This is a genomic window from Novosphingobium sp. BL-S-33, from assembly GCF_056857025.1.
In genome coordinates this window covers 2,367,513-2,381,258 of sequence record NZ_CM166474.1, presented here as the reverse complement: position 1 = coordinate 2,381,258, position 13,746 = coordinate 2,367,513, and the positions used below count along the sequence as shown (strand labels likewise).

At 65.3% G+C, this 13,746-nt stretch carries 16 protein-coding genes; 2 read left to right on the top strand and 14 right to left on the bottom strand.

The window, feature by feature from the left end; translation table 11 throughout:
• Window positions 1–46: 46 nt before the first annotated feature.
• The 8 genes from AC1VVM_RS11130 to AC1VVM_RS11095 all read right to left on the bottom strand — a co-directional run bounded on the left by AC1VVM_RS11130 (window position 47) and on the right by AC1VVM_RS11095 (window position 5,888).
• Entirely contained in the window at window positions 47–748 is a 702-nt protein-coding gene (locus tag AC1VVM_RS11130; RefSeq protein WP_482955067.1) for an NAD(P)H-binding protein, read from the bottom strand.
• On the bottom strand, window positions 741–1,901 hold the full coding sequence (locus AC1VVM_RS11125; RefSeq protein ID WP_132385191.1) for a deoxyguanosinetriphosphate triphosphohydrolase: 1,161 nt from the start codon (window positions 1,899–1,901) through the stop codon (window positions 741–743). Before AC1VVM_RS11125 ends, AC1VVM_RS11130 begins: the two co-directional genes overlap by 8 nt.
• Before the next feature lie 85 nt (window positions 1,902–1,986).
• Complete coding sequence (locus AC1VVM_RS11120) at window positions 1,987–2,304, bottom strand: hypothetical protein (RefSeq protein ID WP_482903984.1); 318 nt, start codon at window positions 2,302–2,304, stop codon at window positions 1,987–1,989.
• Window positions 2,305–2,327: 23 nt separating this feature from the next.
• Complete coding sequence (locus AC1VVM_RS11115) at window positions 2,328–3,755, bottom strand: NAD(P)(+) transhydrogenase (Re/Si-specific) subunit beta (protein ID WP_482955066.1); 1,428 nt, start codon at window positions 3,753–3,755, stop codon at window positions 2,328–2,330.
• Entirely contained in the window at window positions 3,755–4,063 is a 309-nt protein-coding gene (locus AC1VVM_RS11110) for an NAD(P) transhydrogenase subunit alpha part 2 (protein ID WP_132385188.1), read from the bottom strand. The genes AC1VVM_RS11115 and AC1VVM_RS11110 overlap by 1 nt, the downstream gene beginning before the upstream one ends.
• A 4-nt stretch (window positions 4,064–4,067) precedes the next feature.
• Window positions 4,068–4,388 carry an endonuclease domain-containing protein gene (locus tag AC1VVM_RS11105; protein ID WP_482956343.1) on the bottom strand — a complete coding sequence of 107 codons (321 nt, stop codon included), beginning with the start codon at window positions 4,386–4,388 and terminating at the stop codon, window positions 4,068–4,070.
• A 219-nt stretch (window positions 4,389–4,607) separates the two neighbouring features.
• Entirely contained in the window at window positions 4,608–5,756 is a 1,149-nt protein-coding gene (locus AC1VVM_RS11100; protein ID WP_482955065.1) for an NAD(P) transhydrogenase subunit alpha, read from the bottom strand.
• A gap of 6 nt (window positions 5,757–5,762) precedes the next feature.
• A complete protein-coding gene (locus tag AC1VVM_RS11095) occupies window positions 5,763–5,888 on the bottom strand; it encodes an aa3-type cytochrome c oxidase subunit IV (protein ID WP_132385185.1) in 126 nt (41 codons plus the stop codon).
• Window positions 5,889–6,150: 262 nt separating this feature from the next.
• On the opposite strand from AC1VVM_RS11095, the gene AC1VVM_RS11090 reads away from it, so the two are divergent.
• Window positions 6,151–7,575, top strand: a complete 1,425-nt coding sequence (locus AC1VVM_RS11090) for a sigma-54-dependent transcriptional regulator (RefSeq protein WP_132385752.1) — start codon at window positions 6,151–6,153, stop codon at window positions 7,573–7,575.
• Between the two features lie 81 nt (window positions 7,576–7,656).
• Here the strand turns inward: AC1VVM_RS11090 and AC1VVM_RS11085 are convergent, their stop codons facing one another.
• From AC1VVM_RS11085 to AC1VVM_RS11060, 6 genes are all read right to left on the bottom strand, one after another.
• Window positions 7,657–8,013, bottom strand: coding sequence for a hypothetical protein (locus tag AC1VVM_RS11085; RefSeq protein ID WP_482903980.1), 357 nt, complete (start codon window positions 8,011–8,013; stop codon window positions 7,657–7,659).
• Window positions 8,014–8,229: 216 nt separating this feature from the next.
• A complete protein-coding gene (gene folP, locus AC1VVM_RS11080) occupies window positions 8,230–9,342 on the bottom strand; it encodes a dihydropteroate synthase (protein WP_482903979.1) in 1,113 nt (370 codons plus the stop codon).
• A gap of 272 nt (window positions 9,343–9,614) precedes the next feature.
• On the bottom strand, window positions 9,615–10,751 hold the full coding sequence (locus AC1VVM_RS11075) for a DNA methyltransferase (protein ID WP_482903978.1): 1,137 nt from the start codon (window positions 10,749–10,751) through the stop codon (window positions 9,615–9,617).
• Window positions 10,752–10,974: 223 nt separating this feature from the next.
• The gene (locus AC1VVM_RS11070) at window positions 10,975–11,280 is read right to left on the bottom strand and encodes a hypothetical protein (protein WP_482955064.1); all 306 of its coding nucleotides are present in this window, start codon (window positions 11,278–11,280) and stop codon (window positions 10,975–10,977) included.
• 45 nt (window positions 11,281–11,325) lie between these two features.
• Complete coding sequence (locus AC1VVM_RS11065) at window positions 11,326–11,886, bottom strand: SDR family NAD(P)-dependent oxidoreductase (RefSeq protein WP_482955063.1); 561 nt, start codon at window positions 11,884–11,886, stop codon at window positions 11,326–11,328.
• Window positions 11,883–12,512, bottom strand: coding sequence for a ribonuclease HII (locus AC1VVM_RS11060; protein WP_243652347.1), 630 nt, complete (start codon window positions 12,510–12,512; stop codon window positions 11,883–11,885). Before AC1VVM_RS11060 ends, AC1VVM_RS11065 begins: the two co-directional genes overlap by 4 nt.
• Between AC1VVM_RS11060 and AC1VVM_RS11055 the strand changes: the two genes are divergently transcribed.
• The gene (locus AC1VVM_RS11055) at window positions 12,505–13,701 is read left to right on the top strand and encodes a PQQ-dependent sugar dehydrogenase (protein WP_482903976.1); all 1,197 of its coding nucleotides are present in this window, start codon (window positions 12,505–12,507) and stop codon (window positions 13,699–13,701) included. The two genes, AC1VVM_RS11060 and AC1VVM_RS11055, sit on opposite strands and share 8 nt — an antisense overlap.
• Window positions 13,702–13,746 lie beyond the last annotated feature (45 nt).

The following is a 13,746-nucleotide window of genomic DNA, read 5'->3' as shown; positions in this document are numbered from 1 at the left end:
GAAGAAAGAAGGGGGGTATGGGCGACAGGAGAGTGCGCCCCCCCCCTCAATCCCCTGCCCGGCGCAGCGCGCGCATCATTGCTTCATGTTCGTGAATGAAGCGGCCACGCGTCTTCTCCGCGCTCAGCGCGAAAATCACATCGGCAAGGCGGCGGACCGAGATCGAGCGGAACTTGGAGAACCGACCGCGGAGCACGATGGCGTCGGCCACCGGGTTGAGCACTTGCGCCATGCTCTCCAGCGGGCGGCTTTCGGTGCGGTGCCCCCGCAAGAGGCCGGGGCGCAGGATGTCTAGCCGGCGGAAGCCCAGTTTATGAACCGCGTCCTCGATGTCACCCTTGGTGCGCAAATAGAGGTTGCGGCTCGCCCGGTCGGCGCCGACCGAAGAGACCAGGATCATATGCTCGATGCCGGACGCGCGCGCAGCCTTGGCAACTTCCAGCACGAGATCGTAATCGACGGCGCGAAAGGCCCCGTCGCTGCCCGCAGCCTTGCGCGTGGTGCCAAGCGCGCAGACCAGCACTTGCGCGCGCGCGGCGGCGATCAGCGGCGGCCAGTCGGCGGTTTCTCCCATAAGGATTTCCAGCCGTGCCCCCAGCGGCAGCGGCACCTCGCGCCGGGCCACGCCGACCACGCGAAGGTCGCTCCGCCCCATACTGCCCGCGATCACGGCCTGCCCGACCATGCCGCTTGCACCGACGAGGCAGAGGCGCCGGGCTCCTTGCGGAGCCGAGCCAGCATCAGACATTGCGCAACCCTTCGGGCGTAACGCCATAGATCTGCGCGTGGCAGGCGATGGCGTAACGGTCGGTCATGCCGGCGATATAGTCGGCGATATGGCGGCTGCGTTCGGGCTCGTGGCGCGGCAGGCCGTCGATCCAGCTTTCCTCCATCAGCACCGGCTCCTGCGAGTAGGCCGCGTAAAGTTCCGCGATCAGCGCGCGGGCACGGCGCGCGGTTTCCAGCTGTTCGGGGTGGTAATAGAGCTTCTCGTACATGAAGCGCTTGAAGGCCCGCTCGCCTTCCTCGACTTCGGGCGAGAACGTGACAAGCTGGCGTCCGGCGGTGCGCACGTCGTGCACGCTCTCGATGCCGATCAGGTTGGCCTTGGTCTGCGCGACGAGGTCGTTGACCATGAAGCCGATTTGGCTGCGGATCAGTTCGGCAAGCTGGCGATTGAGCGGAACCCCCGGGAAGCGGCGCTCCACCTCGCGCCAGCGGTCCACCACGAAAGGATGCGCGAGCAGTTCTTCGAGATCGAGGAAACCAGCGCGCAGGCCGTCATCGATATCGTGGTTGTCATAGGCGATGTCGTCCGAAAGCGCGGCGACTTGCGCTTCGAGCGAGGCGTAGGAGCCCAGTTCGAGATTGTAGTCCTGATCGAGGCCGGCAAGCGCCCAGTTCGGGGTCAGCACCGGGCCGTTGTGCTTGGCCAGCCCCTCCAGCATCTCCCATGTCAGGTTGAGCCCGTCATGCTCGCAATAGGGGCTTTCGATGCGCATGAGCGTGCGGAGGCAATTGGCGTTGTGATCGAAGCCGCCGGCCTTGTGAAGCGCGGCGTCCAGCGCTTCCTCTCCGGCATGGCCGAAGGGCGGATGACCGATATCGTGCGCGAGCGCGAGGCCTTCGGTCAGGTCCTCGTCGAGGCCGAGGATGCGAGCGATGACGCGCGCGACTTGCGCGACTTCAAGGCTGTGGGTCAGGCGGACGCGGTAATGGTCGCCATCCGGCGCGATGAAGACCTGCGTCTTGTAGCGCAGGCGGCGGAAGGCGATCGAATGGACGATGCGGTCGCGATCGCGCTGATAGGCACTGCGCGGACCGCGCGCGACGCCGTCCTCGATCGGATATTCGCGTCCGCGCGTGCGCGCCGGATCGGATGCGTAGGGAGCGAGGGTCAAGCGGTGATCTTTCCCGAACTAGGAATTTCTTGCCGCCCCCTAGAGCATTTTCAGGGCCGCTGGAAACACCTGACTTGTAAGGGCTTCAATGCGCAAGCCCGGACTTGCACAGGGCGGCGGAGGTGGTGGTGACGAGAATGACCTTGCTGTCGTCCACGCCCTTGACCGCATGGATCCAGGCGCCGAGCGTTGGCTTGTCGCCCTCCAGCTTCTCAAGCTTCATCAACTGGAGCAGGGTGAGGCGCTTCATCATGCGCTTGGTCATGCAGGACGCGACGCGATCGGACATGCCGTTCGCCACCAACGCGGAGTGCAGGCGCCAGCCCGCATAGAAATGCGCGCCCACGAAAAGCACCGCGGCAAGGCCGACGAGCAGCAGGATTCGCTTGAGAAACCGGGTCATCGCGCCGCTATAAGCCCTCGGCCTCAGTCCGCCAGAGCCTTGACGATGTCCTCGACCATCTTCTTGGCATCGGCCAGCAGCATCATGGTCTGGTCCATGTAGAACACGTCGTTGTCGACCCCGGCATAGCCTTGCCCGCCCATCGAGCGCTTGATGAAGAAGATGGTCTTGGCCTTCTCCACGTCGAACACCGGCATGCCGTAGATCGGCGAGGACTTGTCCGTTCGCGCGGCGGGGTTCACCACGTCGTTGGCGCCGATGATGAAAGCGACGTCGCACTGGGCGAACTCGCCGTTGATATCCTCAAGCTCGAAGACTTCGTCGTAGGGGACATTGGCTTCGGCCAGCAGCACGTTCATGTGGCCGGGCATGCGGCCAGCGACCGGATGGATCGCATATTTCACGCTGACGCCGTGCTTCTTGAGCTGGTCCGCCATCTCGCGCACCACGTGCTGGGCCTGTGCCACCGCCATGCCGTATCCCGGGATGATGATGACGTTCTCCGCCTCTTTCATGAGGAAAGCCGCGTCTTCGGCCGAGCCGCGCTTCCACGGACGGTCAGTCTGCGCCGCGCCGCCTCCTGCGCCGGCCTCGGCGCCGAAGCCGCCGGCGATCACCGAGATGAAGCTGCGGTTCATCGCCTTGCACATGATGTAGCTGAGGATCGCGCCCGACGAGCCCACCAGCGCGCCGGTCACGATCATCGCCGTATTGTGCAGCGTGAAGCCCATCGCCGCCGCCGCCCAGCCCGAGTACGAATTGAGCATCGAGACGACGACCGGCATGTCCGCCCCGCCGATGGGGATGATGAGCAGGAAACCGATTGCGAAGGACAGCCCGACGATGCCCCAGAACATCGGGTTTTCGCCGGGGCCCGCCTGCGCGGAATGAGCGAACAGCGCGGTCAGCGCGAGGATCACTACCAGCGTGCCAAGGTTGATCACATGGCGTGCGGGCAGCAGGATCGGCGCGCCCGACATGTTGCCGTTGAGCTTGGCAAAGGCGATGATCGAGCCCGAGAACGTAATCGCCCCGATCGCCGCACCCAAGGCCATTTCGATGCGGCTGACGGAGAGGATATTGCCGTCGGCTCCGAGAATTCCGAAAGCCTCCGGATTGAGAAACGCGGCCACCGCGACAAGCACTGCCGCAAGGCCGACCAGCGAGTGAAATGCGGCAACAAGCTGCGGCATCGCGGTCATCTGGATCTTGCGCGCGATCACGAAGCCGATGCCGCCACCGATGGCGATGGCCGCCACGATCTCGGGCAGGCTGGCGATCTGGTGCGTGAGCAGCGTGGTCGCCACGGCAATCGCCATGCCGATCATGCCATAGCGGTTGCCCCTGCGGCTGGTCGCCGGCGAGGACAGCCCGCGCAGCGCGAGGATGAAGCAGATACCCGCGACAAGGTAGGCCACTGCCACCCAGGGGTTCACCGCGTGGGCCGACATCAAGGCTTGCTCCCCTCACCCTTCGCGGGTTTGTCCTTTTTCTTGTACATCGCCAGCATGCGCTCGGTGACGGCGAAGCCGCCGAAGATATTGACGCTTGCCAGCACCACCGCGCCGAGGCCCAGCCACTTGGCCAGCGGCGAGCCGGCCGCCGCGCTCGCCACCAGCGCGCCGACCACGATCACCGAGGAAATCGCGTTGGTCACCGCCATCAGCGGCGTGTGCAATGCCGGGGTCACCGACCAGACGACGTAGTAGCCCACGAAACAGGCCAGTACGAAGATCGAGAGGATCGATACGAAATCCATGCCCTTACTTGTCCTCCCCGGCACGGGGAGGATCCTGCCAACGTGTCATCGCAACGATCGAGGCCGCTACTTCCCCCGCATCCCGCAACACGTCGGACGCCGGAATCCGGACCACCCGCAAGCCAATTTCCTGAAACCATGCATCCCGTAGCCTGTCGCGATCGGGATTCTCGCCCATGTCATGGGCACTGCCATCCACTTCGATAACGAGCCGTGCCTCGTGGCAATAGAAATCGGCCACGTATTTTCCTGCGGGATGTTGACGGCGAAACTTGAGACCCTCAGGCCGCTGACGGAGGCGCTGCCAGAGCAAGACCTCGGGCATCGTCATCTCGCGGCGGAGCCGCCGGGCGGCGCTTGCGGTCCGATCCGTCCCTTGCAACATTTCAGCTCCTCCCCTGCAAGGGGAGGTGGCAGCCCGTCAGGGCTGACGGAGGGGTATCACCGCTTCGGCCGTGCGCCACGGAGAGGGCGACACCCCTCCACCGTCCTGCGGACGGTCCCCCTCCCCTTGCAGGGGAGGAATTACGAGGGGATCCCCCACTCAACCCACCAGCCTCTCGTTCACCACCTTGCCGCCTTGCGTCAGACGGATCGCATTGCCGATTTCCTCGTCAAGCACGGGCCTGCCCTGCTCCTTGTCCCAGAAGGCCGAAACGAAGTTGAACAGGTTACGCGAAAAGAGCGCCGAAGCGTCGGCCGGAAGGTGCGCCGGCGTATTTGAATAGCCGACGATCCTGACCCCGTGCCGCACGACCACCTGATCGGCAACCGACCCTTCCACATTGCCGCCCTGCGGCGCGGCGAGGTCGAAGATCACGCTGCCGGGCTTCATCGTCGTGATCTGCGCATCGGTGATGAGTCGCGGAGCCTCGCGCCCCGGGATCAGCGCGGTGGTGATGACGATATCCTGTTTGGCGAGGTGACCGGAAACCAGTTCGGCTTGCGCCTTGCGGTATTCCTCGCTCATTTCGGAAGCGTAGCCGCCCGAGCCCTCGCCCTCGATGCCCGCGACGTTCTCGACGAAGATCGGCTTGGCACCGAGCGAGAGGATCTGCTCCTTCGTGGCTGAGCGCACGTCCGTTGCCGAAACTTGCGCGCCGAGGCGGCGGGCCGTGGCGATGGCCTGAAGCCCCGCGACGCCCACGCCCATGACGAAGCACTTCGCCGCGCTCACGGTGCCGGCGGCGGTCATCATCATTGGAAAGGCGCGGCCATAGAGATTGGCGGCGACCAGAACGGCCTTGTAACCCGCAAGGTTCGACTGCGAGGAAAGGATATCCATCGACTGCGCGCGTGTAATACGCGGCATGAATTCCATCGCCAGCGCTTCCAGCCCCGCCGTCGCATAAGCGGAAACCCGGGCCCGTCCGCCCTTTTCGCCCGCTCCGAAAGGATCGAGCCCGGCGACCACCCAGGCCCCCGGCTTCACGCCCGACAGCAGCGCCGGATCGGGGCCCTGCACGCCGAACACGATGTCCGCGCCCGCCAGCACCTCGGCCGCCGGGCCGACTTCGGCCCCGGCCGCCGCATAGTCCGCGTCGGAAATGCTGGCTGCCAGCCCCGCGCCGCTCTCCACCGCGACGGCCGCGCCCAGCGCGGTCAGCTTCTTCACGGTCTCCGGCGTTGCCGAGACCCGCGTTTCACCCGCCGCCCGCTCTTTCAGGACAGCGAAGCGCGTGGTGCCCGCCACCCGCGGTCAGGACGCGATGATGGCGACGACGACGGCGACGATGATGACGATGGCGCCAGTGCTCCAGGTCGCGGCCTTGATGAAGGTGTTGTAGGTTTCGGTCGCCGCCTTGATGTCCGTGCCGGATGTCATCGGATCAAATCCCCTGCTGTGATTTCGACGTGATTATTTTGAATAATTGCCAATGATCTAACCGTGTCAGGTCCGCGGCTCAAGTGCCAAGCCTAACGACCGGGACGCTATTGGCGCCGTTATCGTATCGTCTCGGCGATTGGCATGCGGAATTGCCATTTTTCGCCGCGGACGGCACACGGGGCACAGGCTTAAGTCCGTATTTACTGGTTTGCCCTAAGCCTCAGTCACCACAAATGCGAGGCGAATGACGGGCGTGAATATGGCGGAACCGGAACAGCGCCTCCTGATGCTGATCGACGACGAGCCTGCGCAGAGCCGTCTGATCTCGGCGCTCGCCGCGCGGGAGGGTTGGCGAACGCTGATTGCGCGCGATCCCGAGACCGCGATTGCCACGCTCGGCACCCGTCAGGGCATGCAGCTTTCGGCCATCATCCTCGACCAATGGGTGCCCGGCGAAGACGCCTGCGCGCTGATTGCCGAGCTGAAATCGCGCCGCCCGGCGCTGCCGATTCTGATGCTCACCGCCAATACCTCGCCGCTGCTCGCGGTGGAGGCGATGCGTGCGGGGGCGACCGATTATCTGGTCAAGCCCATCGCACCGGACCGGCTGATGCACGCGCTGCGCTCCGCCACCACGCGCGAGGCCCCGCGCGACGAACTGGCACCGCTGACCGAGAAGATGCCCTCCAACCCCGATTTCGAATCGATGATCGGGGCCTCTCCCAACTTCCGCAAGGCACTCGCCGTGGCTGCCAAGGCCGCGCGCGGGCATGGGCACGTGCTGGTCGAGGGCGAGAGCGGCACCGGCAAGGAAGTGCTGATCCGCGCCATGCACGCCGCCAGCCCGCGTTCGCGCGGAGCACTGCGCTTGGTCAATATTACCGGCCTTGCCGCCAATTCGATCGAATCCAACTTGTTCGGCCATGAGAAAGGCGCCTTCCCCGGCGCTTTCGAGCAGCAGATCGGCGCCTTGCAGCATTGCGACGGCGCCACCTTGGCGCTCGATGAGATCGACCAGTTACCGCTGAGCGTGCAGGAGCGTTTGCTCGAATCGATCCGCAAGAGCGACGTGCGCCCGATTGGTGCGCGCCATTCGTTCCGCATCGACGTGCGCATCATCGCCGCCAGCAACATGCCCTTGCAGGACCTTGTCGATATCGGCGAGTTCCTGCCCGAGCTGTACGAAGCGCTTTCGCCCACCAAGGTCGATCTCCCGCCGCTGCGCGAACGGACCGGTGACATTCCCGCACTCTCCCGCTTCTTCCTTGCGCGCATCGGCGAGCAGCCGGGGCTGCGGGAACTGGGCATCACCGACGGTGCGCTCTCGCTGCTCGCAGCATACGACTGGCCGGGCAACGTGCGCCAGTTGCAGGCCGTGCTGTTCCGCGCCGCCGTGTTCTGCGACGGCGATGCGCTGACTTCGGACGATTTCCCGCAGCTTCTCAATATCCTCGGGTCCGGCCCCGCGACGGTTGCCGGCAATCCGCGACAGGAAAGCTCGGGCGTGATGCTCTATACCGCCGACGGTCACTTGCGGCCGCTGGAAGAGATCGAGGCCGACGTCATTCGCCTGGCCATCGGGCTCTACCGGGGCCGCATGACCGAAGTGGCGCGGCGGCTCGGCATCGGCCGCTCCACGCTCTATCGCAAGCTGGGCGAACTCGGCATCGACAACGCCGCCTGACAATAGGCGACCCCGGAGCCGGGGCTCCGGGGTCGCCGCCCCTTGCGGGGCTGCCCCCAAACGGTGGCTGGCTACCGGCGCTTACAGGCTTTCGAGATAGACCTGCGGCACGCGGTAACCGCGCTTGCTCATGTACTTCACGTACTTGCCGCGTTCCTTGAAAAGCTCGCTGGCATATTCACTGTAGGCGTCGCGCTGATCCTCGATATCGGTGGCGTGGCGCAGATCGCTGGCGAGTTCCTTGCGCGTCTCGGTGACGTTGATGCGGTAGTCGTACCACTTGCTGTTGAGGATGCCGCCAATCGGGCTTTCGATGATCCGGGCTTCCTCGCCGCGGGCGACTTCGTGTTCGTACATCGTCGGTACGGCCAGTGCGGCGCTCGCGGGCACCACCGCCATGACGGCGAGAGCGGTACGAAACAGAATGGTCTTGTTCATGGGATATCTCCCTTTCGCTTTGGGGTGCGAGAGAACGGGCCTCACACCTTTCGGTCGGTTCGGGGGAGTAACGAACCGAACGGCGATTTTCGTCAGGACTGTGGGACGAACCGGGCAGCGCTCCGGACGATCCGAAATGGCGTCAGATCATGCGTTTACGTGTCGACACATGGCCGGACGCCGTTCATCGGCGAGCAAGGCTATCCGCAGCGCGGGTCATTGGGGCAACTGCGCGAAATCCGTCAGCGCCGCGTCGCGCAGGCCGCGCCAGACATGGACCGCCTGCACCGTCTCGCGCACGTCGTGGACGCGCAGGATGTGCGCTCCGGCATCCATCGCCTTGATCGCCAGCAGCAGCGAGCCGCCAAGACGGTCATGCGCGGCCGCCTCGTTGGACAGCGCGCCGATCATGCGCTTGCGGCTGGCGCCGACGTAGAGCGGGTGGCCCAGCGCGTGGAAGATCGCGAGGCCGTTCATCAGCATGAGGTTCTCGGCCACCGTCTTGCCGAAGCCGACACCGGGATCGAGCAGGATATTTTCCGGCCGTACGCCTGCCACCAGCGCCTCGTCCCGGCGCTGTTCGAGCCAGTCGTAGACGTCGAGCACGACATCGGCATAGTCGCCGTTGGAATGGAGGTCGTCCGCCTTCCCCGGCGCGTGCATCAGCACCACCGGCGCGCCCGAAGCCGCCGCGAGGCCAAGACTGCGCGGATCGTAGCGCAAGGCCGAAACGTCGTTGATGATGTGCGCGCCGGCGGAGAGCGTCGCTTCCATCACGGCGGGACGGCGCGTGTCGATGCTGATCGCCGCACCCATCGCCGCGAGTTGCCCAACCATCGGCACCACGCGCTTGATCTCGTCCCCTTCCCAGACCGCGCCGGCACCGGGACGGGTGGATTCGCCGCCAATGTCGACCATCGCCGCGCCCGCTTCCAGCATGGCGGCGGCGTGTTCCCACGCGACGTCCGGCTTGTCGAGGAACGAGCCTCCGTCGGAGAAGCTGTCCGGCGTCATGTTGAGAATGCCCGCGACTTGCGGCTGTTCAAGGCGGATCGTGCGCGCGCCGCATTGGAGCGGGGCGTGGACCTTGCGCAAATTCGCCCACTGGACCTCGGCCATCGCCGCAAGGTCGCCGGGCAAGGCCGCGAGCGCGCCGGGCACTTCGGCCGCGCCCAGCCGCTGGCGCGAGATCACTTTGCCGTTCTCACGCAGGATCAGCGCAAAGCGGCTGGCCCAGACCAGCGAACCGGCGAGACGGACCGCCTCGCCCTCCTCGCTCTGCGGGCTCTGGGCGAAGGCGATCGGCTGGATGTAGATCTTGCGAGTCATGGGCGGCCCTTAGCGGTTGCGCGGGCCACGCAGAACAGGTTTCGAGGGCCAGCCCGGTTTTGGGCCCATCACCTCTCGCTAAACCTCGCGCCTCCGCATACCCGTCATCCTGAACTTGTTTCAGGATCCATCGGGCAGCGGAGGCTGAAGCGTCGCGAATTTCGAGCCGACCTGTCGGCTGGCTGACCACCCCCGGCACAGGCTGAGGGATGGATCCTGAAACAAGTTCAGGATGACGGAAGGAGGAAAGTCAGGTGTTCCCCAGGCCCCGATCAGGGCTCGGTCGCGAGGATGTAAAGCTGGCGGATCGCGTCGATCGGCTTGACCTGGCCTTCATGCTCAAGGTGCCAGAACGTCCAGCCATTGCACGAAGGCGCGCCCTGGAGTTCCTTGCCGAGGCCGTGGATCGAACCGATCGCCTTGTCCTCCGCCACCAGCGAACCATCGGCGCGCACGACGGCGCGGAAGCGGTTCTTCTTATCCGAAACCACGGTGCCGGGCGCGATCCAGCCGGTCTCGATCAGCGTGCCGAACGCCACCTTGGGCGCGGTGCGCTTCGACTGCATGGTCTTGAGCGCGCTTTCGTCGAGCGGCAGCGCCATTTCGATACGCTCCATCGCGGCTTCGCGATAGTCGCCCTCACGCTCGCAGCCGATCCACTCGCGGCCGAGGCGCTTGGCGACAGCGCCGGTGGTGCCGGTGCCGAAGAACGGGTCGAGCACGACGTCGCCCGCATTAGTGGTGGCCAGCATCACGCGGTAGAGCAGTGCTTCGGGCTTCTGCGTCGGGTGAACCTTGCGGCCGCCCTTCTTCAGGCGCTCCGCGCCGTTGCAGATCGGCAGCACCCAGTCCGAACGCATCTGCAGTTCGTCGTTGAGCGTCTTCATCGCGCGGTAGTTGAAGGTGTACTTCGACTTTTCGCCCATCGAGGCCCAGATCAGCGTCTCGTGCGCGTTGGTGAAACGCGTGCCCTTGAAGTTCGGCATCGGGTTGGCCTTGCGCCACACGATGTCGTTCAGGATCCAGAACCCCATGTCCTGCATGATCGCGCCGAGGCGGAAGATGTTGTGGTACGAACCGATCACCCACAGCGAACCCTCGGGCTTGAGCACGCGGCGGGCCTCGGTCAGCCAGTCACGGGTGAACTGGTCGTAGACGGCGAAGCTGGAGAACTTGTCCCAGTCATTGGTGACAGCGTCCACATGGCTGCCATCCGGACGCGAAAGGTCGCCGCCGAGCTGGAGGTTGTACGGCGGGTCGGCGAAGACCATGTCGACGCTGGCGTCGGGAATGGTGCGCATCGCCTCGATGCAGTCGCCCGGGATGATCTGGCCGAGGGGCAGCAGTTCCTTCGGCGTCGGCGCGGGTGCGCGAGCGCGGATCTTCTGCTTGACAAGTAACTGGCCCATGTTTGCTCCGGGGTATTGAACTGTGGATTGACCCCCTAGTGAGTCTTTCGAGAGTCAGCGTCAAGGCGCGACTCGTGGGATTCCCTTGTGATTCACGTGTTCAGCAGAGAGGAACAAAACGAATCCGACACAAGATGTCGAGTCATATGCGAATCGCATGACTCAACATCTTGGGTTTCGCGACTCGCAGGAGTCGTCAGGAATTTTTTATCAACAAGACCCGTCAGGCCGGAGCGAGGCCGTAATCCACACCTGTTGTTTGTGCGCTGACGTCCCACAACCGTCGCGCCGCTTCGGGATCGGTGGCGGACGGCTTGCGCTTCGCCACGCCCGAGGGGCCCGAAACCTCGCCCATGCGCTGGGGACCGTAGTATTGCCCCGGTTCGACGGCGTCCGTCGCCGCCTGAAGTGTGGGCCACGCCCCTTGCGCCGCGCTGTTGAGCATCACGCCGACAATCGGGAACAGCGCCCGGAAGGCCAGAGAGTGACGCCCCAGTTCGGTGGAAGCGACGCCGGGATGACAGGCCACCGCCGTAACCGGCGAGCCCGCCGCGCGCAGGCGCCGGTCCAGTTCCTACATGTGCAGCAGGTTCATCAGCTTGCTGTCGCCATAGCGCTGCGAGCGGTTGTAGCTGCGATGCGCGTCGAGATCGTCCCAGTCGATCTTGCCGCGCCGGTGGGCAAGGCTGGCGGTGATGACCACGCGCCCGTCATCCACGGCAGACAACTTGGCCAGCAACAGCCCGGTCAGTGCAAACGTGCCAAGGTGGTTCACCCCGAACTGCAATTCATGCCCCTGCACCGTACGCTGGAGCGGCGGCATCATGACGCCCGCATTGTTCACAAGCACATCGAGCCGAGGCTCGTCACGCGAAACCATCGCGGCGCATTCGCGCACGCTGGCAAGGTCCGCCTGATCGAGCGGCACGAAGGCCAGATTGGCGCCGGGCACTTCCATGCGGATGTGCTCCATGGCCAGCCGTGCCTTGTCCTCGCTGCGGCAGGCCAGCAGCACGCGTGCGCCCCGCGCGGCCAGCACTTTCGTCGCCTCGTAACCGAGCCCGGTATTGGCGCCGGTGACGAGAAAGCACTTGCCGGCCTGTCCGGTCACATCCGCAGCAGTAAATCCGGTCAAAGCGCCATCTCCAGTTGAGCGACCGGCGCGAAACTGCGGCGGTGGTGAATGGTCGGGCCGTGGGTGCGCAGCGCCTCAAGGTGCTGGGCGGTGCCGTAACCGGCATTACGCTCCCAGCCATAGTGCGGGTGCGCCAGTGCCAGTTCGCGCATCAGGCGGTCCCGGTGCTCCTTGGCGATGATCGAGGCGGCCGAAATGCAGGGTTCCACCGCGTCCCCGCCGACAATGGCGCGCGCGTTCCAGCGCCACTCGGCCGTGCGGCCGTGCGGCGTCATATTGCCGTCTATCAGGACTTCGTGGGGGTCTTGCTCAAGCTGGGCGCAGAGCGCGGCCACCGCGCGCGTCATCGCCAGCATCGTTGCGCCGAAGATGTTGATCCGGTCGATCTCCTCGACGCCGACCACGCCCACGGCCCAGCGGCAGCGGCGCTTGATCACCTCTTCCAGTTCTGCGCGGCGCTTGCCGGACAACTTCTTGGAATCATCCAACCCCGATGGCCGGGGCTTGCACAGCACGACCGCGCCCGCCACAACCGGACCGGCCAGGGGGCCACGCCCTGCCTCGTCCACGCCGATGATGAGGCGGCCCGGTGCAATGGCAACAGGGGATGAAATCGACGTGACCAAGCGGAATACCTCCAGATCGCTCCTCGCTGCGGTATCGCCCGTAGCTTTCGTCCTCGCAAGCTGCGGCGCGGCAGGCTCCGGGGATAAGGCTTCCGCGGCGACGTCCGATGCCGCGCCTTTCAAAGTCTCGCAAGTTGCCGCGTTCAATGAGCCTTGGGCGATGGATATCGACAAGGCCACCGGCGCGATGATCGTCACCGAGAAAAAGGGCAGGATCCGCCTGCGCCTTGCTGACGGCACAATGGGCGAAGTGAGCGGCGCGCCGACGGTCGCCTATGGCGGACAGGGCGGGCTTGGCGATGTGATCTTCGCTCCGGACCAAACCGGCAAGACGCTCGATGCCAAGACATTGAACGGGCGCGTGGTCTACCTCAGCTGGGCGGAAGCCGGCGACGGCGATACGCGCGGCGCGGCGGTCGGCAAGGGCACCCTTTCCTGCCCGCAACCGGCAAGCTGCTCGCTTCAGGGCCTGACGGTGATCTGGCGGCAAGTGCCCAAGGTGACGGGAGAAGGCCACTTTTCGCACCGCCTGGTGTTCTCGCCCGACGGCAAGTACCTCTTCGTCAGCTCAGGCGAGCGGCAGAAGTTCACGCCTGCGCAGGACCTTGGCACCAATCTCGGCAAGATCGTGCGCCTGCTGCCCGACGGCACCCCTGCCCCCGGCAATCCCTTCGCCGACAAGGGCGCGCCGACCAACCAGATCTGGTCCTACGGCCACCGCAACGTACTGGGCCTCGTGTTCGACGACAAGGGCCGGCTCTGGAACCTCGAGCACGGCCCGGCGGGCGGTGACGAAATCAATCTCATCAAGCCGGGCCAGAACTACGGCTGGCCGCTGGTCTCGGACGGCGACAATTACGACGGTACGCCGATCCCGCGCCACAAGACCCGGCCCGACCTTGCCGCCCCGGCGATCAGCTGGAACCCGGTGATCGCGCCGGGCGACTTCATTTTCTACACCGGCCAGCAATTCCCGCAGTGGCAAGGGCAGTTCCTGATAGCCTCGTTCGCCGTTCCCGGCCTCGTGCGCGTGCGGATCGACGGGGAAAAGGCCGTGGAGGAAGCGCGTTACCCGCTCGATAACCGCATCCGCGAGATCCAGCAGGGGCTCGACGGATCGATCTGGCTGCTGGAGGACGGACCCGCTCCAGACTCCGGCCGGCTGCTGCATCTCACGCCGGAAACCTGATAGCCCCTCACATGAATTGAATCGACAAACCCGCGCGCCGCACCT